Genomic DNA, 17,529 nt, shown 5'->3' with positions numbered 1-17,529 from the left:
CCGTTTCTGCTTCAGTCGGCCGAGTGGCATATGCCAGAAACACGGTCCGAGGTCGATTCGCCCTACGATGATGGTCTCGACACCAGCCATTCCAGGAGGCACGCAATGTCTGCAGCAGCAGTCGAGTACCCCTGTGACGATGAACCGGAGCCCCTGCTCGTCACCGCCAGTCGGCTCAACGAGCAGCTTCCCGGCCATCGCGTCGAGATCATCGGAGGCCTCGTCGCCGTGACTCCACCCCCGGACGGCCCGCACGCGGACGCGCTGACCACGCTCATGATTCCGTTCCTCGCCGCAGGACTTCACGGCACGGAGTCGAGAGTCCTCCAGGGCATCGGCCTATGGCTGCCCGGTGGTCCGGAGGACTACGCGATCCCCGACCTGGCCCTGGTCGACGCGGACTTCGACGAGCACCTGATCGAGTACAACAGCTACGACCCGGCGGCCTTCCGCCTCGTCATGGAGGTCACCTCCAGCAACTACCGGAGCGACCTGCGGCACAAGGTCGCCGCGTACGCCGAGGCGAAGATCCCGGTGTACGTGATCCTCGACCGGAAGCACGGCCGCGTCCACGTCCTGACCGAGCCGGGCGGCGGATCGTACGACCGGCACGAGGTGTACGCGCCCGGCCAGCAGGCGCCGCTCCCCGCCTCCATCGGCGCCGAGGTGAGCCTCGATGTCGCCGAGCTGATCAAGGCGGGCCGGCCTCCGTCCCGTACGCCCGAGGCCTGAGACTCACCCCCCGGCCGGCTGCCAGCGTTCCTCGCCGTCCTCCCACTCACCGGTCCGGTGCAGGCCCGCTGCGGTGGCTACGGCTGCGGACGCCGCGTGCTCGGGGTGGATGTGGGCGTACGCGGTGCGGGGGCCGGTGTCGTGCAGGTGGGTGACGAGAGCGCGGGCCGCCTCGCGGGCGTAGCCGCGGCCCTGCCAGGGGGTGCCGATGACCCAGGCGATCTCGGCGCGGGGGCCGCGCACCGTGGCCTGGACGTAGCCGATCAGGCGGCCCTCGCCGCGCTCGCGCAGCACCCAGTTCCACCACAGCTCGTCCGGGTCAGGCGAACCGGCCGTCTGCCGTTCGTAGCGGGCCCGCAGGGCCTCCGGGGTCTCCGGGGCGCCGCCCGTGAAGGTGTGCAGCGCGGGGTCGTCGAGCACGGCGGCCATCTCGTCGGCGTACTCCACGCGCAGCGGCAGCGCGTCCAGGCGGGGCGTGGTGAAGGGCTCGGGGCCGGGGTCGTTCGTCATGGGACGGGAACCCTACGCGAAACGCCGTCCGGCGCCCGTTGCCCGGATGAGCGCGGGCCCATGGCGGCGGACGATGGAGGCATGGATACGATCCCGCAGCTCAAGCCCTTCGTGAAGCAGTACACCGTCCTGCTGAGCACGCGGCGGCAGGACGGGACGCACGCCGACACCCCCGTGCACATCGCGGTCGAGGGCGACCACGCGTACATCCGCACCTTCTCCTCGGCGTGGAAGGTGGAACGGATGCGCAACCATCCGGTGGTGCGCATCGGCCCCTGCACGGTGCGCGGCCGCCCCACGGGCCCCCAGGTCGAGGCCCACGCCCGCCTCCTCCCGGCCGGATCGAAGGAGGACACCCACGCGTCCCGGATGCTCTCCCGCAAGTACCCGGCGTCGCAGGGCGTCCTCGTCCCCCTGGCCCACCGCCTGAAACGGGACCGCACCCTGCACTACGAGATCCGCCCGATGACCCCCGAAGGCTGACCGCCGGCGGCCACCTCTAGGCGTCCCGGCGGCGCACCGCCCACCATCCCGCCGCCAGCGCGGCCGCCGCCCACAGCGCGGTCACCGCGAGTCCGGCCCACGGGCCGAGGCCCGCCGCCGGGTCCTGGTGCAGGATCTGCTGCCCGGCCCGGTCGGGCAGATAGCCGGCGGCCCCCTCCGCGATGTCACCGACGACGAAGGACACGATCAGGATGAACGGGACGAGCAGGCTCAGCACGGCGACGGCGCTGCGCAGCAGGAACGTGAGCCCGGCCGCGAACAGGGCCATCAGCGCGAGGTAGATCCCGCCGCCGACGCAGGCCCGCAGGGCCCCCGGCTCGCCGAGGCCGATCGCGTACTCCCCCAGGAACGCCTGGCCGGCGAAGAACGCCGCGAACGCGGTGACGACCCCCACGCCGAGCGCGGCCACCCCCACGACCGCCGTCTTCGCCGCGTAGAACAGGCCCCGGCGCGGCACCGCCGACAGGGAGATCCGCAGGGCGCCGCCCGCGTACTCGGAGGAGACGGCGGTCGCCCCGAAGGCGATGGCGGCGATCTGCGCGAAGTTGAGCGCGTAGAAGGCGCCGAAGACCGGGTCGTCGCTGCCGTCCACCTCCGCCCGGCCCACGGTGGCGAAGACGAGCAGGGTGATGGCGAGCGTGGCGGCGAAGACCGCGAGGAGCGAGCCGAAGCTCGCCCGTACCGACCTGATCTTGATCCACTCGGAGTGGAGCGTTGCGGTGAGGTACATGGTCAGGCCCTTTCGAGGTCGGCCGGGGCCGCCGCGGTGAACTCCGCGTCGGCGGCGGTGAGAGCGAGGTACGCCTGCTCCAGCGAGGCGCGCTCGTCGGCGAGTTCGAGCACGGGCACGCCCTCGCGCGCCGCGACGACCCCGACGTCCTCGGCGGTGGCCCCGTCCACCACCCACCGCCCGTCGGCGTCCTCCGTGACCGTGTGCCCCCGCGCCAGCAGCGCCGCCCGCAGCCGGCGGGGGTCGCTGGTGCGTACCCGTACGCGCGGGCTGCTGTGCCGGTCGATGAAGTCCCGCGTCGGGATATCGGCGAGGAGCCGGCCCCGGCCGAGGACGACGAGGTGGTCGGCGAAGGCGGCGGTCTCGTTCATCAGATGGCTGGAGACCAGGACGGTGCGGCCCTCGCCGGCGAGGCGGCGCAGCAGGTGGCGCATCCAGACGATCCCTTCCGGGTCGAGGCCGTTGGTGGGCTCGTCCAGCATCAGCACGGGCGGGTCGCCGAGGAGCGCGGCGGCGATGCCGAGCCGCTGGCGCATGCCGAGCGAGAACGTCTTGATGCGGCGGTGCGCGACCGCGGTGAGACCGGTCTCGTCGAGGACCTCGTCGACGCGGCGAGCCGGAAGGCGGTTGGCGACCGCCAGGAACCGCAGGTGGTCCCGCGCCCGGCGGGACCCGTGGGCGGCCTGCGCGTCCAGCAGGGCGCCGACCGTGCGCAGGGGCTCGCGCAGCTCCGCATAGGGCCGCCCGCCGACCGTGGCGGTGCCGGAGGTGGGGCGGTCCAGGCCGAGGACGAGCCGCATGGTGGTGGACTTGCCTGCGCCGTTGGGGCCGAGGAAGCCGGTGACCCGGCCCGGCTCGATGCCGCACGTCAGCCGGTCGAGGGCCCGGATGCCGCCGTATTCCTTGGTGAGTTCCTTGACGTCGATGCTGGTCATGGGCCCAGCGTGGCCGGGGCGGGCGGGGGCGGGCATCCCCCGGCCGGGGAGGGCGCCTCCCCCGCGCGGGGGAGGACGGCGCTCCCGGCCGTTCTGCCACGATGGCGGTATGCCAGGCCTCCTCCTCCAGCCGCTGATTCGTGCGGTGACCTACACTCGCTGGCTGCATCTGCTGGTGGGCGCGTTCGTGCCGCTCGCCTGCGCGATGGTCTTTCCGGGGCTGGTCGATCCGTCCCCTTCCGACTGGCTGCTGGTCGCCGTCGTTCCTCTCCCGCTGGTCCTGGCCGCCGCCCTGGTGCCGTCGATGCGCCGTGCGGAGGGGTTGCAGGCGCGGTTGATGCTGTTCCCCGGACCGCACGCCCGCGCCGGGAACGACGAGGACCCCGGCGTCTCCACCGCCCCGGCCGCCTCGTGGAGCGACCGGGCGCGGACGGGTGCCTGGCTGGTCCTGCGGCTGGAGGCGGGCTTCGCCCTCGCCCTGGTCACCAACGCGCTGCTGACGCTCGCGCTGACGTTCGCCGGGGCGGCCGCCGGGGAGCCGGGCCGCGTCTTCCCGCTCGCCCGCACGACGGGTACGGGCATGGCGTACGCCCTGCTGGTGCCGGTGCCCGTACTGGTGCTGGTCCTGATCGCGGCCGGGGCGGGCGCGCTGATGGCCAGGGCAGCGCCCCGGCTGCTCGGGCCCTCGGTCAAGGAGCGGCTGGCCGCGCTGGAGAAGCGCACCGAACAACTGCTGGAACGCAACCAGATCGCACGGGAACTGCACGACACCCTGGGCCATGCGCTGACCCTGGCCGTCGTGCAGGCCGGGGCCGCGCGCACGGCGGGCGACCCGGAGTTCACCGACAAGGCGCTGGAGGCCATCGAGGAGACGGGCCGGGCCGCGCTGGAGGACCTGGACCGCGTCCTGCTCGTCCTGCGCGAGAGCGGACGGCCGGCCGCCGCCCGTCCGGCGCTCGACGAGGCGTCCCGGCTGCTGGACTCCGCGCGGTCCTCGGGTGCGCGGATCGACGCCGAGGTGACCGGGCCGCTGGAGCGGCTGCCGGGGCCGGTGTCCCGCGAGGCGTACCGGATGCTCCAGGAGGCCCTGACCAATGTGCTGCGGCACGCGGGCCCGGTCAGGATCGGCGTACGGATCGCGGTGGAGGCGGCACGGCTGCGGCTGGAGGTCCGCAACCCGCTGCCCGCTCCGGCGGACCCGGCGACGGTGACCGGCTCGGCGGCCGGGTCGGGCGGTGGTTCCGGCGGTGGCGGTGGCCGGGGGCTGCGCGGAATCCGGGAGCGCGCCACGCTGCTCGGCGGCGAGGCCCGCGCGGGCCGGGACGGCGACGACTGGCTGCTCCACGTCGACCTGCCTCTGTAGGCGCCCTGCCCCCGTAGGCGTCACACCCGCTGTTCTAGTCTGACCGGATGCCGCTGTCCGTGCTCCTGGTCGACGACGAACCGCTCGTACGGGCCGGGCTGCGCGCCGTGCTGGCGGCGCAGCCGGACATCGAGGTGGTGGGCGAGGCCGCGGACGGGGCCGCCGTGATCCCGCTGGTGCGGCGGCTGCGCCCCGATGTCGTCGTGATGGACGTGCGCATGCCGCTGATGGACGGCATCGAGGCCACGCGGGCGGTCCTGCGGACCATGGCGGACCCGCCGAAGATTCTCGTGGTGACGACCTTCGAGAACGACGAGTACGTGTACGGGGCGCTGCGCGCGGGAGCGGCCGGTTTCCTGCTCAAGCGGGCCCGCCCGGCCGAGATCGTGCACGCCGTACGGCTGGTGGCCGAGGGCGACTCCCTGCTGTTCCCGGCGGCGGTACGGCAGTTGGCGTCGTCCTACGGCCGGGCCCCCGGCAGCGCAGCGGCCCGGACGGCCCTGGAGCGGGCCGCGCTGACCGAGCGCGAGCGGGAGGTTCTGCGGCTGATGGCGCGCGGCCTGTCGAACGCGGAGATCGCCGCGCGCCTGGTGGTGGGAGCGGAGACGGTGAAGTCGCACGTCAGCGCCGTACTGGCGAAACTGGGCGCGCGGGACCGCACGCAGGCGGTCATCGCGGCGTACGAGTCGGGCTTCGTGGCCCCGGAGTAGCGGGGCCGGGAGCGCCCCCGGAGGCGAGGCGCCTCAGCCCCGCCGGCGCCCCTCAGCCCTGCCGGCGCCCCTCACCCCTGCCGGCGCCCCTCACCCCTTCCGGCGTCGCCGCCCCAGTACGAACAGCAGCCCGATCCCCGCCAGTACGGCCACGCCCGTCAGCGTCGTGCCCTTCACCGGCACCCCGTCCTCGCCGGACGCCGAGCCGCCCGTCGCCTTGCCGTCGCCCCGGTGCACGGCACCGCCCCCGCCGGAGTCGTCCTTCCTCTCCACATCCACCCGTACGACATCGCTCCGCTCGCCCTCGGAGCCGTACATCAGGGCGGAGCCGTCCGCCGTGAACGTGACCGACTCCGACTGCGGCAGCAGGGGCGACTCGACGGGATAGTCCTTGCCGAGCCGGCCGTCCGCGAAGGCGTAGCCGCGGGCGCTGAAGTAGGAGCGCAGGACCAGTTCCCTGCCGTCCGGCGAGAACGCCCCGTCCGTCACCCAGGGGACCTCCCCGACCCGCCGGAAGACGTTGTCGGCGCCCGCCGTGAGCTTCGCGGGCCCTTCGTAGAGGCCGCCGCCGTTCTCGTTCTTGGAGGCGATGTAAACGCGGCCGGTCTTGGGGTGGACCATCAGCGCCTCCGCGTTGCGCGGGCCGTCCGCGTACTTCACGTCGAACTGGGTGGCCCGGATCGTCGCGTCCTTGAGCACCTTCGGTTCGGGGAAGCGGTAGATCCAGACGTGGTCCCAGCTGCCGTTGAGGTTGTCGCCGATGTCGCCGACGTAGAGGTTGCCGTCCGGGCCGAGGGAGATCGCCTCGACGTCGCGCGGGGAGCCGACGCCCTTCATGGTGATCGTGGCGACCGTCTTCCCGGTGCGCGAGTCGACGGCGAAGACGTAGGGGCCGTCGTCGCTGTCGTTGTGCGTCCAGTAGATCCCGGCGTGGGCGCGGCTCGCGGCGAGACCGCTGGACTCGGTGATCCGGGGGTCCTCGATCGTGAAGCTCCGGTCGGCCCCGCCGTCGTCGGCGGCGAGCGCGGGGGCCGCGGCGAGGGCGAGGAGGACGGCGGCGCCGAGGGAGGACGTCAGTCGGTACGAACGCATGGCACAAGTGTCCACCGTCACGTACCGGCGCGTAGCCCGGATCGGCCATGATGGGCGCCATGCGTTTCATGTGTGTCGGCGATTCCATGACCATCGGGCGCGCCGGCGACTTCACGTGGCGCTACCGCATGTGGCAGCACCTGACGGCCGCGCCGGACGGCCCGCACGCGCTGGTCGGCCCACGTACGGAGGTGTACGAGGCGGAGACGGGCGCGGCGACCTCGTCCGCGTACGCCGCCGGCGACTTCCCGCCGGCCGCCCGCCGCCACCTCGCGGGCTGGGGCGAGGGCTGGCTGCACATGGCCCCGGTGATCGCGGACGCGGTGACCGCGCACCGGCCGGACGTGCTGCTGGTGTCGCTGGGCCTGATAGACCTCGGCTTCTACACGAACAGCGCCCAGACCGCGGAGAACGCCCGCGCCTTCCTGACGGCCGCCCGCACGGCGAACCCGCGCATCCGGTGCGTACTGCTGCCCGTCATCCCGAACATACGCGCCGAGTCGGACGCCCCGTTCGCGGCGGAGTGCGCCCGCTTCAACGAGCTCCTCGCGGACACGGTCGCCGCCCTCACCACCCCCACCTCCCCCATTCTCCTGCTCCCCCACCCCCCGTCGTACGACATCCACACCGCCACGTACGACGGCACCCACCCCAACCCCGCAGGCGAACACCACCTGGCGGCCTCCTTCGCGAACGCCCTGCACGAGGCGTGGGGGGTGGGCGACCGGTACGCGGCGGGCTCGTCCCCCCTGCAACCGGCAACCGCGGGCAGCCGCTGAGACCGCCCGCGGTCCCGTGTCGTCGCGGGCGGGGGGTCAGGTGGTGTTCAGGGCCACCGTCGGGTGTAGGCGGGAGGCTCTGATCGCCGGGTAGAGGCCCGCGATCACGCCGATCACCAGGGTCGCCGCCACGCCGGCCGCCAGGGACTCCGGTGGAACCACCGCGGTCCAGCCCTGGACGCGGGCGAAGCCGTACGTCGCCGCCGTGCCGAGGAGCGCGCCCGTCACGCCGCCCAGCGCCGACAGCAGCAGCGACTCCGTGAGGAACTGGAGCCTGATCGCACCGCGGGTCGCGCCCAGCGCGCGGCGCAGTCCGATCTCCTGGCGGCGCTCCAGCACCGAGATGACCATGGTGTTGGCCACGCCCACCCCGCCGACCAGCAGCGCCACCGCGCCCAGGCCGAGCATGAGCTTGGTCAGGCCCTCGTCGGTGGCGGCCTTCGCGGCCAGCGCGTCCGAGGGGCGGGAGACCTTGATGCCCCCTTCCCGGCCGGGGTTGATGGTGCGGGCCAGCACCGCCCGTACGTCCTCGACCGCGGCGTCCGTGGACCGTTCGAAGATGGTGGTCGGATGCCCGTCGAAGCCGAAGTACCGCTCGGCGGACGGGAAGCCGACCATGGCCAGCCGGTCCAGGGTGGGGACCAGTTCGATGGGTTTCAGGATGCCGACGACGGCGACCCGGGTGTCGTTCATCATGATCGTCTCACCGACGCGCGAGACGCCCAGCCGGCGGGCGGCGACCGCGCCGAGCACGGTCGTCGGCAGCCGTTCGGACGCCTTGTCGAACCAGACGCCCCGCGACATCTCGCCGCCGAGGGTCGCGAGCAGATCCCGGCGCACCGCCTGGGCGGTGACCCCCGCGGTGCGCTCCTCGGGGACCACGTCGCTGCGGCGGATACGGGCGTCGACGTCGGCCGACGCCGTGGCCTGCCGCACCGGGCCGATCCGCTCGACCATCGCCACCGCGTTCTCCGGGAACTCGATGTCGTCCCCGGAGGGCGTCTTGCCGGCCTCCGCCGTGAGCAGGTTGGTGCCGAGGCGGTCGAGCCGGGCCATCAGGTCCGCGCGGCTCGACTCGGACAGGCCGACCACCGCGACCATCGTCGCGATGCCGATGGCGATGCCGAGCGCTGACAGCACCACCCGCGCGCGCCGTGCGCGCAGGCCCACGGCGCCGACGCGCAGGATGTCGCCGGGGGAGAGCCGGGAAGGCCGGAGGATGCCGCTCATGACTCCCCCTCCCGCGTGGGCGCGCCGGCCGGTGCCGCCGAGGCGCCCGTGTCCGACACGATCTCCCCGTCCCTGAACCGCACCCGGCGCGGCAGCGCCTCCGCGATCTCCTGGTCATGGGTGATCACGCAGACCGTCGTGCCGCCCGCGTTCAGCTCGCGCAGCAGCTCCATGACGATCTCGCCGGACGCGGTGTCCAGCGCCCCGGTGGGTTCGTCCGCCAGCAGCAGCCGGGGCTCGCCCACCAGGGCGCGCGCGATGGCCACCCGTTGCTTCTCGCCGCCGGACAGCTCGTCGGGCCGGTGCGAGGCCCGGTGGTCCAGCCGTACCCTGGCCAGCGCGTCCCGTGCCCGGACGCGTCGCTCCCCGCGCGGCACACCCGCGTACAGCAGCCCGTCCGCGACGTTGTCCACCGCGTCGCGGCCCGCCGCCAGGTGGAAGTGCTGGAACACGAAGCCGATGTGGCGGGCCCGCAGCGCCGAGAGCCGGGCGTCGGACAGCGCGGCCACGTCGTATCCGGCGATCCGGACCGTGCCACCGGTGGGCTTGTCGAGGGTGCCGATGATGTTGAGCATCGTGGACTTGCCGGAGCCGGACGGACCGACGATGGCGAGCAGTTCACCGGCCGCCACGGCGAGGTCCACCCCGCGCAGGGCGTGGACGCCGCCCGGATACGACTTGGTGGCGCCGCGCAACTCGACCACGAGCGGTGCCGGGGGTGCCGGAGGAGCGGTCATGACGCGGCCACCCCGACCTTCATCCCCTCGCGCAGCCCCGCGCCGCTGACCTCTATCCGCCCGTCCGCGGTCATCCCCGTCTCCACCCGTACCATCCGGGACTTGCCGCCCTGCACGATCTGGAGCCCGTAACCGCCGTTCTCGCCCCGCAGGGCCACGACCGCCTCCACCGGAACCGCGAGGACGTTCTGACGCGCCTCGCTGACGAAGCGCACGCTCATGCTCGACCGGGCGTCCTCGCCGGAGGCGGCCTTCGCCCCGCCGTCCAGGACGATTTCCACGGTGATCCCGTCCTGCGCGGCCGCCTCTCCGGAGTCGTCCGCCTCGGGGCGCACCGTCCCGGTGACCTTGCCCTTGGCGGTCTTCCCGCTCGGCAGGGTGACGTCCACCTTCGTACCGGAGGCGGCCAGCGCGCCGTCGCTCGCCTCCAGTTCGGCCCGTACGACGGGTTTGGGGGCGGCCACCGTGAGGACCTTGTCGCCGGGCGCCACCCGGTCGGCGAGCGAGGCGTCGGCGGAGACGACCTTGACCGGTCCGGGCTGGAAGACGACGTCACCGGCGCCGACCCGGCCGGTGGGCTGCCGGTTGAGGGACTTCTGCCACCGCTTCACGGCGGCCTCGGTGTCCGGGCCGTACCAGACATCGACGGTCAGCCCCGACCCGTAACCCAGGTCCCGCAGATTGCGCTCCAGTTGGAGCACGTCGCTGCCGCGGTCGCCGGACTTCATCTCGCGGAACATCGGGACCGGGCCGCTGAGCAGCGTGACGGGCTTGTCGTTCAGCTCGTACAGCGCCTGTCCGGCGGACACCGTCGTGCCCTCGGCGGCGGCCACCGTGACGGTGCCCTCGACGGCGGCCTTCACCGGGCGGCGCCGCGCGAAGTCGAGCTTGCCGTCGACCGTCTTGGACTCCACGAGATCCGTACGGACGACGGCCGCCGTGGCGGGCGGCAGATCGCCGCCGGCCGCCGGCGCGGCGCCGCCGCCGGTCCCGAGGAGCAGTACGCCCCCGGTGGCCGCGGCGGCGGTCACGGCCACCGCGAGGAGCACGGTGCGTCGCCTCACTGCATGCCTTCCACGGCGTCGATCAGCTTCGACTGGCAGGCTTCCTTGGCCTTCTCGTACGCGGGCGAGTCGGAGTCGAGCACCGGCGACGCGGGGTTGGGGTCGCCGCCGGGGACGGCGTTGCCGCCGCTCATGGTGGGGTTGGTGAAGCGCGAGACCCCGTTGTCCCGCATGCACTTGGCGTGGGCGAGCATCGACTCGTACGCCTTCTGCTGGTCGACCTCGGGCGCGAGGTCCATGGCGGCCTGCATCTCGGGGAAGCAGACGCCGTCCTTGCCGCCCTTGTACGCCTCGCCCTCGCCGGTCCGCTCGACGACGTCCTCGATCTTGTTCCAGTCGAGGTATCCGCTCAGTTTGGGGTCGGGGAAGTCCTTGTAGCCGCCCTTGCCACGCATGCACTGGACGTACTTCAGCTGGGCGTCGTAGTACGCGCTCTTGCCGGCCTGCCGGGGAGCGGCGCTGGTGTCGGGCGACTTGGCGGGCGCCGGGTCCGGGACGTCGGCGACGGAGGTGGTGCCGTTCTCCGCCCTTGTCCCGGAGCCGTCGTCGCCGCAGGCGGCCGCGAGGGCGAGCAGGGGCAGGGTGACGAGGGCGGTGGCACGCAGTCGGAGGGCGGCTCGGGGCCGCTTCGAGTAGCTCATGGCCCCACGGTCACGACCGCACGTGATGGCCTGTCCATGGCCGCATGATGGGAACGTAACAATGGCCCCGGCCCGGTCTTTTCGCAGGCCGGAAGGGCTGGAAGCGGCACGGGCAGCGCCCATAATCGTGCCCATGCCGTGTGTGCTGCTCATCGAGGACGACGCGTCGGTACGGGACGGAATGGAGCTGGTGCTGCGCCGCCACGGGTACGAGGTGGACACCGCCGCCACGGGTGAGCAGGCCCTCGCCCTGCTCGACGGCCCGGCCGGCCGCAGGGTGGAGCTGGCCGTGCTGGACCTGATGCTCCCCGGCATGGACGGCATCGAGGTGTGCCGCCGCATCCGGGAACGGACGGCCGTCCTGCCGGTCATCATGCTGACCGCGCGCGGTGACGACGAGGACATCGTGGCGGGGCTGGAGGCGGGCGCCGACGACTACGTGGTCAAGCCGCTGACCGCGCCGGTCCTGGAGGCCCGTATCCGGGCCGCGCTGCGCCGGGTGGAGCCGTCGCCGGGCCGGGGCCAGGAGGGGGAACTCGCCGGGCTGGTCATCGACCGGGCCGGGCTGACCGTCACCCGCGACGGCGTCCCCGTACCGCTGCCGCCGGTCGAGATGCGGCTGCTCCTTGAACTGTCGGCCGCGCCCGGCCGGGTCCTCAGCCGGGAGCAGCTGCTGGAATCGGTGTGGGACCACAGCTTCCTGGGCGATTCCCGGCTGGTGGACGCGGCGGTGGCGCGGCTGCGCTCCAAGCTGGAGGACGTACCGGCCAAGCCGCGGTACGTGCAGACGGTACGGGGCTTCGGCTACCGCTTCGGGCCGTTGTGAGACGGGTCGCCGGAGGGGCCGTTGTGAGACGGGTGACCGGAGGGGCCGTCCTGAGACGGGTCACCGGAGGGGCCGTCCTGAGACGGGTCACCGGGGGGCTGCGCCTGCGCCTCGTCCTCGCCTTCGTCGTCGTCGCCCTCCTCAGCGCGGCGACGGCGACCGCCCTCGCCTACCGGGATGCCCGCACCGCGGTGCTCCAGCGCGCCCAGAACGCGACCGTGAAGGACTTCCGGGACCAGGTCGGCACGGTGTCCGCCGACTTCGACCTGCCGCCCAGCCAGAAGTCGCTGTTCCGGTTCGCGGCGAAGGTTTCGGAGCGCACCGGGGGGCGTACCGTCGTCGCCCGCTACCGTTCCCTGTCCGCCACCTCCGACACGTTCGCGGGGCCGACGCCGTGGCTCACCGCCGAGCTGCGGGCCGCCGTCACGACCGGCGACAGTGCGGTGTTCCAGCGGGTGCGGTGGCAGGAGGAGCCGTACCTCGTCGTGGGGACGCCCGTCCGCTACGTCGACGGGGACCGCGGCGCCTCCGGCCTGGAGGTCTACACGCTGACCAGCCTGCGGGCGGAGAGCGCGGACACGGCCGCCCTGATCGATTCCGTACGGGACGGCATCGTGCCGGTGGTCCTGCTCACCGCGGTGCTCGCGCTGCTGGCGGCGGGGACGGTGCTGCGGCCGGTGCGCTCGCTGGGCCGGGCGACGCGCGAGCTGGCCTCCGGTGACCTCGGCATCCGGGCGGAGGTCACCGGCAACGACGAACTCGCGGACCTGGCGCGCACGTTCAACGAGACCGCCGACGCGCTCCAGGCGTCGGACGCCGAGTTGCGGGAGCAGGAGGCGAAGGCGCGCCGCTTCGTCGCGGACGTGTCCCACGAACTGCGCACCCCGCTCGCGGCGATGACCATGGTGGTAACGGTCCTGGAGGAGGAGGCCGACCAGCTGCCCCCGGACGCGGCGCAGGCGGCGCGCACGGTGGGCGCGGAGACGGCGCGGCTGGCCCGGCTGGTGGAGGACCTGATGGAGATCTCGCGCTTCGACGCGAAGGCGGCCCGGCTGAACGACGCGATGACGGACCTCGCCGCCACCGTGCGCTCCTCGCTGGCGCTGCGCGGCTGGACGGACCGGGTACGGGTGGACCTGCCGGAGGAGCTGTGGGCGGTGGTGGACCGGCGCCGGATCGACGTGGTCGTGGCGAACCTGGTGGGCAACGCGCTGCGGCACGGCGCCCCGCCGGTCACGGTGGCCCTGCGGACGTGCCGGGCGGAGGACGGGGAGTGGGTGCTGCTGTCCGTCGCGGACCGCGGTCCGGGGTTGCCCCCGGAGGCGCGGGCGCGGGTCTTCGACCGGTTCTACAAGGCGGACGCGGCCCGTACGCGCGGCGCGGCGGACGACAGCGGGCAGGGCAGCGGCCTGGGCACGGCGATAGCGCTGGAGAACGCCAGGCTGCACGGCGGCACGATCGAGGTGTCGGACGCGGACGGCGAGCCGGGCACGGTGTTCTCGCTGCGGCTGCCGCTGCGGCGGCAGGAGGAGGACCCGGAATGCGAGTGATCCGGCGAGGCGCCCTGGCCGCCGCCCTGGCCCTGGCCCTGGCGGGCTGCGGGGTCCAGCCGACGGGCGTGATCGGCGCGGGCGAACCGGCGTCGGGCCTGACGCGCGGGCTACGCCTCTACTACGTCTCGTCGAGCGGACTGCGCGCGGTCCCCCTGATCGACCGGGAGTTCGGCAAGGACTTCGGCAGCATCCTGAAACTACTCTTCCTGCCCCCCGAGGGATTCGTCAACCTGCTCCAACTGAACGGCTTCAGCGTCTCCGCCGAGGGCGCGCAGGTAACGGTCCACATCGACGGCAGCTACGGAGCCACGGGCCGCGACCTGGGCACGGGCCAAATGGTCTGCACCCTGACAAGCGCCCTGTCGGTGGCCGACCCAAAGGTGGACAGCGACAAGATAAAAATCACCCTGACCCCCACCCAAGGCCCCACCCAGGGCCCCTACCGCTGCGCGGACTACTTCGTACCCTGAGCCCCAGAGAGAAGATCAATGATCAGGAAAACGCGAAGACTACTGCTCTATCTCATCCCTCCGGGCATCCTGATAGTGGCGGTCACCACGTGGTCCAGACGGATTGGCGGACCTGTCGCGACAATAGCTCCGCCCGCCTTCGCGATAGGAGCGGCAATACTGACGAGCCGATTCATTCGATCGCAAAGCAGGAAAAGTGCAGAAATGAGGCACCTCCCACCCGGAGGGAGCCCAACCCAACCGACCGAGAACGAACGCGAATGAGAACTGGCCCTCACGATGCTCCCGTCAAAACTGCCTAGGGCCTTTCGTTTGGATCACTGCTGGCTGGGAGCACTGGTGTCCGGCGGGTAGCCGCGCTGTCAGCACCAAGGTCTACGGTGCGAGCATGTCGTTTGCCCTGCCCGATGGGCTGCCTTCCGGACGGTTTCTGTCTTCTGGTCCCACACGCTTCTGGGTCTCTGACGAATTGCCTCAAGACGTCGATCAGCTGTGGCCTCGCTTGCTGCGCAAGCAGAACGCCCATGGTCTGGTTCCCCTCCTATGCTGGCCCGATGCCCTGGGAAGGCCGCCCGGCCTGGACCAAGTCGATGGCATCCGCCTGGAGGAGGTGCTGGCCACAGACTTCGCCGAATACCGGCGCAGGAGGCTGCCCTTCTGGATGGACCCGACACCGGCCCCGACGCCTGAGGGAGTCGAACCATGGCCGCACGACCCCGGGCCGCCTTTCGAGCAGTGGCCGGGCCTGACACCGCAAATGCCGGCTGCGTCCGCAGACTCGACACCCGAGGAAGCGGCGGCAAGCCTGCTGGCCCGGCTCATCGAGACTGGTCAGCTCGGGCTGGACGAGTGCCGACTCGTGCTCGTCCCTGCACATCGCGGCAGTGACGCTCTGGCCTCGATCGGCTGGGCTGCGGATGCGCCGCTGCCTCTGCTGTGTGCACTCCTGCGAAGCTGGGAAGACCGCTTCGGCGCCCGGGTCGTGGCGGTGTTCGGCAGCGAGCTGCACGTGTCGGTCGCGCGGCCACCCGTTGACGCGAAGCACGCGAACCTGCTCGCTTTGGAACATGTGCTCTCGACGGCCGACAACATCGTCGACGACCCGCCCACACCGTTCCCCGAGTATGCGACGGACCTCATGGGACGCACTTTCTGGTCGTTCTGGTGGGACTGAGCACAACGGCCGTGCTGCCTGCGTTGGTTCGGGTGTGCCGTTGACTGAAGCCCAGTGGGCGAGAATCGAGCCGTTGCTCCCGGACCGGACCCCGAAACGAGGTGGCCGGTGGAGAGACCATCGCGAAGTGATCGACGCGATCGCCTGGAAGTTCCAGACCGGCTCGCAGTGGGTCCACCTGCCAGCGAAATACGGGAACTGGCGAGGCGTCTACAACCGGCTACGAATGTGAGCCATCAACAGCACGTGGGAGCGGGTCTTCACTGCGCTCATCGCACAAGCCGATACCGAAGAAGACCTCCGTTGGGCCGTCTCGGTCGACTCCACCATCGTGCGCGCTCACCAACACGCGGCCGGAGCCCGCAAAAAGGGGCCCCTGCCGGTGAGCCGGACGACAACTCCATCGGCCGGTCCCGCGGCGGACTGACCACGAAGATCCACCTCGCGTCCGATGCGAGTTGTCGACCTCTGGCCTTCTACCTCACGGCCGGACCGATGATCCAAACGAAAGGCCCTAGCCCAGGCTGCCGAACGGCACCGCGTAGCAGGAAGCGCGGCCGGCCACCTGGTCGGGAGTGAGGCCGTCCACGACCAGGTTGCCAGTCCACAGATGGTCCCGGTTGGCGAAGGTGTTCTCGAACCCGACGCGCTTCCCACCGGGTTCCAGTTTCCAGCCCCGGTCGTGCGCCTGAGTAATGCGCCCGCTTCCACAGACGAACGCTCGGGTCGCCTGGACGAGAATCCACTGTGCGAGTTCGGTGTCCTTGGCCGTGGGCCTGCCGCAGGAACGGGCCATGTGCCACAGACATGTCCACTCGACACCGGGAGTCAGGGGGCCGACCACAGCAACCTCCCCGATCCGGCGTTCATCAAGATGGTGTGTCGCGTAGCCGAGCACCGTGCCGAAGAGCGCGAACACCGTGACCCGGCTTCGTCCGGTCAGCACCTCGTCGTCGCCGCTCATCTCGGGAACTCCTGGCTGTGGCCGTCCGGGTGTCTCAGCCATGCCCGGACGGCCACGTTGAGTGGGAGTGGATCAGCAGCCGTCGCCGTCACCGCAGCATGCGGGCGCGTTGCAGGTTTTCGCAGTGCCCCACAGCCGATCGTCCACGTGGAACCCGGCGGCCCTGACCCGGTCCACCACTGAACCGACCAACGGACGGGTGCGGACGGTGGCCTTGGGCTCGTGTCCGAGGAAGAACCCGAACTGCTCGTCGCACCAGGCGGCGTACGCCTGAGTGTGGAGCACGAACGAGTGCCAACCCGGGTCCACGGCCTCCGACGGGGTCATGTCGAACGCGCGGTTGTCACCCATCACCTTGAGGAAGGCAAGGGCCTGGTCCACGATCCGGCGGGCAGTGGGCAGTTCGTGCCCGTACTCCTCCGCACAGAACTCCGACACCTTCTCGAAGAGCTCGGGACTGACGAGGTCCCGTCCGTGCCGTAGGACGACGGGGGATTCCAGCATGGTTGTCACAGTGAGACTCCCTCTCTCGACGGTCGATGGCCGGCGACACAGCGGGCCGTCGGAATCGCTTCCGAGGCCGGTGGAACGACCTTAGAAAGCGGGGAGTGGAACGAGCCATCGTCTTGCACAAGCTTGCACGCGAACTACTCGATGGACGTGATCGCGTCCGAGATCAGAGTCCGGGCGGATGCACCGTAGACCGCCAGCTTGGACAGTTCGTGGAACGCCTTGGCGTACGTCGCGACCTCACTGGGCGCCTTGACGTTCACCGCGGCCGTGAGCAGTTCGACGCTCGCTCGGCGGTCGTCGAAGACATAGAAGGCTTCCAGGGGCCAGACACGCCGCCGGGCGGTGAAAGGGATGACCCCGAGGCTCACGTTGGGAAGCGCCATGACAGCGAGCAGGTAGCCGAGCTGTCCGGCCATCGCGGGAGCGTCACCGATGCGATAGCGGAGCACCGCCTCCTCCAGCAGGAGGGCGAAGCGACGGTTTCCGTCATGGAGCACGCGAGAGCGCTCGATCCGGGAGGCCGCCGCGGCCGGCGAGTCGTCGGGGGTGTCCTGGAAGGCGGCAATGGTCGAAAGCAGAGCCTCCGCGTACGCCTCGGTCTGGAGTATGCCCGGTACGACGTTCGAGCAGTACACGCGGAAGTGGCGGGTCTGTTCGTAGAGAGGGGCGACCTCCTCCTGCGCCCGCCGCATCCCGTGCCGGTGCAGCTTTTGCCAGTGGACGTACATCTGATCGGCTTGACGGTTCGCCGCGATCAGATCGTCCGTCTGGTCCTCCGCGCCGCACGCCTTGCACCAGGCGCGGATGTCTGCGGCCGACGCAGGAGTTCTGGCCCGTTCGATGCGGGACGACTTCGCGGGGCTCCAACCGCACCGAAGGGCCAGCTCGTGCCCGGTCAGCTCCGCGTCTTTCCGGAGATCCCCGAGACGGGAGGCGATGGCCTCGCGGGCGGCCTGGGCACTGGACGACGGGGACGCGGACATGGGTGGGCTCTTCGTTCTC

Annotated in this window: 21 protein-coding genes; 10 read left to right on the top strand and 11 right to left on the bottom strand. The window is 71.9% G+C overall.

From position 1 onward, the window contains the following. Positions 1-105: 105 nt before the first annotated feature. Entirely contained in the window at positions 106-732 is a 627-nt protein-coding gene (locus OG710_RS16955; RefSeq protein ID WP_330240091.1) for a Uma2 family endonuclease, read from the top strand. Positions 733-735: 3 nt separating this feature from the next. Here OG710_RS16955 and OG710_RS16950 read toward each other — a convergent pair whose 3' ends face one another. Then, complete coding sequence (locus tag OG710_RS16950) at positions 736-1,242, bottom strand: GNAT family N-acetyltransferase (RefSeq protein ID WP_330240090.1); 507 nt, start codon at positions 1,240-1,242, stop codon at positions 736-738. An 81-nt stretch (positions 1,243-1,323) separates the two neighbouring features. Between OG710_RS16950 and OG710_RS16945 the strand changes: the two genes are divergently transcribed. Beyond that, the gene (locus OG710_RS16945) at positions 1,324-1,725 is read left to right on the top strand and encodes a PPOX class F420-dependent oxidoreductase (protein ID WP_330240089.1); all 402 of its coding nucleotides are present in this window, start codon (positions 1,324-1,326) and stop codon (positions 1,723-1,725) included. Positions 1,726-1,741: 16 nt separating this feature from the next. Here OG710_RS16945 and OG710_RS16940 read toward each other — a convergent pair whose 3' ends face one another. After that, a complete protein-coding gene (locus OG710_RS16940; RefSeq protein ID WP_330240088.1) occupies positions 1,742-2,476 on the bottom strand; it encodes an ABC transporter permease in 735 nt (244 codons plus the stop codon). 2 nt (positions 2,477-2,478) lie between these two features. Continuing rightward, the gene (locus OG710_RS16935) at positions 2,479-3,411 is read right to left on the bottom strand and encodes an ATP-binding cassette domain-containing protein (RefSeq protein ID WP_330240087.1); all 933 of its coding nucleotides are present in this window, start codon (positions 3,409-3,411) and stop codon (positions 2,479-2,481) included. Between the two features lie 109 nt (positions 3,412-3,520). Between OG710_RS16935 and OG710_RS16930 the strand changes: the two genes are divergently transcribed. After that, a complete protein-coding gene (locus OG710_RS16930; RefSeq protein ID WP_330240086.1) occupies positions 3,521-4,774 on the top strand; it encodes a sensor histidine kinase in 1,254 nt (417 codons plus the stop codon). Positions 4,775-4,821: 47 nt separating this feature from the next. Beyond that, positions 4,822-5,484: a response regulator transcription factor gene (locus OG710_RS16925; RefSeq protein ID WP_330240085.1), complete on the top strand. Its 663-nt coding sequence runs from the start codon at positions 4,822-4,824 to the stop codon at positions 5,482-5,484. A gap of 90 nt (positions 5,485-5,574) precedes the next feature. Here OG710_RS16925 and OG710_RS16920 read toward each other — a convergent pair whose 3' ends face one another. Beyond that, positions 5,575-6,576 (bottom strand): WD40 repeat domain-containing protein, encoded by a 1,002-nt coding sequence (locus tag OG710_RS16920; RefSeq protein WP_330240084.1) that lies wholly within the window; start codon positions 6,574-6,576, stop codon positions 5,575-5,577. A gap of 59 nt (positions 6,577-6,635) precedes the next feature. Between OG710_RS16920 and OG710_RS16915 the strand changes: the two genes are divergently transcribed. Then, complete coding sequence (locus OG710_RS16915; protein WP_330240083.1) at positions 6,636-7,355, top strand: GDSL-type esterase/lipase family protein; 720 nt, start codon at positions 6,636-6,638, stop codon at positions 7,353-7,355. Positions 7,356-7,391: 36 nt separating this feature from the next. Here OG710_RS16915 and OG710_RS16910 read toward each other — a convergent pair whose 3' ends face one another. Genes OG710_RS16910 through OG710_RS16895 form a run of 4 tightly spaced genes read right to left on the bottom strand, consistent with a single transcriptional unit; the run spans position 7,392 to position 11,027 of the window. Further along, the gene (locus OG710_RS16910; protein ID WP_330240082.1) at positions 7,392-8,585 is read right to left on the bottom strand and encodes an ABC transporter permease; all 1,194 of its coding nucleotides are present in this window, start codon (positions 8,583-8,585) and stop codon (positions 7,392-7,394) included. Next, a complete protein-coding gene (locus OG710_RS16905) occupies positions 8,582-9,322 on the bottom strand; it encodes an ABC transporter ATP-binding protein (protein ID WP_330240081.1) in 741 nt (246 codons plus the stop codon). Before OG710_RS16905 ends, OG710_RS16910 begins: the two co-directional genes overlap by 4 nt. After that, entirely contained in the window at positions 9,319-10,386 is a 1,068-nt protein-coding gene (locus OG710_RS16900; protein WP_330240080.1) for a peptidoglycan-binding protein, read from the bottom strand. The genes OG710_RS16905 and OG710_RS16900 overlap by 4 nt, the downstream gene beginning before the upstream one ends. After that, a complete protein-coding gene (locus OG710_RS16895) occupies positions 10,383-11,027 on the bottom strand; it encodes a hypothetical protein (protein ID WP_330240079.1) in 645 nt (214 codons plus the stop codon). Before OG710_RS16895 ends, OG710_RS16900 begins: the two co-directional genes overlap by 4 nt. A 133-nt stretch (positions 11,028-11,160) precedes the next feature. On the opposite strand from OG710_RS16895, the gene OG710_RS16890 reads away from it, so the two are divergent. The 5 genes from OG710_RS16890 (at position 11,161) to OG710_RS16870 (ending at position 15,282) form a co-directional block, all read left to right on the top strand. Beyond that, the gene (locus OG710_RS16890) at positions 11,161-11,853 is read left to right on the top strand and encodes a response regulator transcription factor (RefSeq protein WP_330240078.1); all 693 of its coding nucleotides are present in this window, start codon (positions 11,161-11,163) and stop codon (positions 11,851-11,853) included. Positions 11,854-11,876: 23 nt separating this feature from the next. Beyond that, positions 11,877-13,403, top strand: coding sequence for an ATP-binding protein (locus tag OG710_RS16885; protein WP_443064268.1), 1,527 nt, complete (start codon positions 11,877-11,879; stop codon positions 13,401-13,403). Continuing rightward, positions 13,394-13,876 (top strand): hypothetical protein, encoded by a 483-nt coding sequence (locus OG710_RS16880; RefSeq protein ID WP_330240077.1) that lies wholly within the window; start codon positions 13,394-13,396, stop codon positions 13,874-13,876. Before OG710_RS16885 ends, OG710_RS16880 begins: the two co-directional genes overlap by 10 nt. A gap of 388 nt (positions 13,877-14,264) precedes the next feature. Beyond that, positions 14,265-15,050 (top strand): DUF4253 domain-containing protein, encoded by a 786-nt coding sequence (locus tag OG710_RS16875; RefSeq protein WP_330240076.1) that lies wholly within the window; start codon positions 14,265-14,267, stop codon positions 15,048-15,050. Next, the gene (locus OG710_RS16870) at positions 14,944-15,282 is read left to right on the top strand and encodes a transposase (protein ID WP_330240075.1); all 339 of its coding nucleotides are present in this window, start codon (positions 14,944-14,946) and stop codon (positions 15,280-15,282) included. The genes OG710_RS16875 and OG710_RS16870 overlap by 107 nt, the downstream gene beginning before the upstream one ends. A 282-nt stretch (positions 15,283-15,564) precedes the next feature. Here the strand turns inward: OG710_RS16870 and OG710_RS16865 are convergent, their stop codons facing one another. The 3 genes from OG710_RS16865 to OG710_RS16855 form a co-directional block, all read right to left on the bottom strand. Beyond that, on the bottom strand, positions 15,565-16,014 hold the full coding sequence (locus OG710_RS16865) for a hypothetical protein (protein WP_330240074.1): 450 nt from the start codon (positions 16,012-16,014) through the stop codon (positions 15,565-15,567). Between the two features lie 72 nt (positions 16,015-16,086). Then, positions 16,087-16,518 carry a hypothetical protein gene (locus tag OG710_RS16860; RefSeq protein WP_330240073.1) on the bottom strand — a complete coding sequence of 144 codons (432 nt, stop codon included), beginning with the start codon at positions 16,516-16,518 and terminating at the stop codon, positions 16,087-16,089. A gap of 143 nt (positions 16,519-16,661) precedes the next feature. Beyond that, the gene (locus OG710_RS16855; RefSeq protein WP_330240072.1) at positions 16,662-17,510 is read right to left on the bottom strand and encodes a helix-turn-helix domain-containing protein; all 849 of its coding nucleotides are present in this window, start codon (positions 17,508-17,510) and stop codon (positions 16,662-16,664) included. Positions 17,511-17,529 lie beyond the last annotated feature (19 nt).

Source organism: Streptomyces sp. NBC_00525, from assembly GCF_036346595.1.
In the GTDB taxonomy this organism is placed as follows: Bacteria; Actinomycetota; Actinomycetes; order Streptomycetales; family Streptomycetaceae; genus Streptomyces.
The sequence above is the reverse complement of the archived record's forward strand: the minus strand, read 5'-3'. Positions and strand labels throughout refer to the sequence as shown.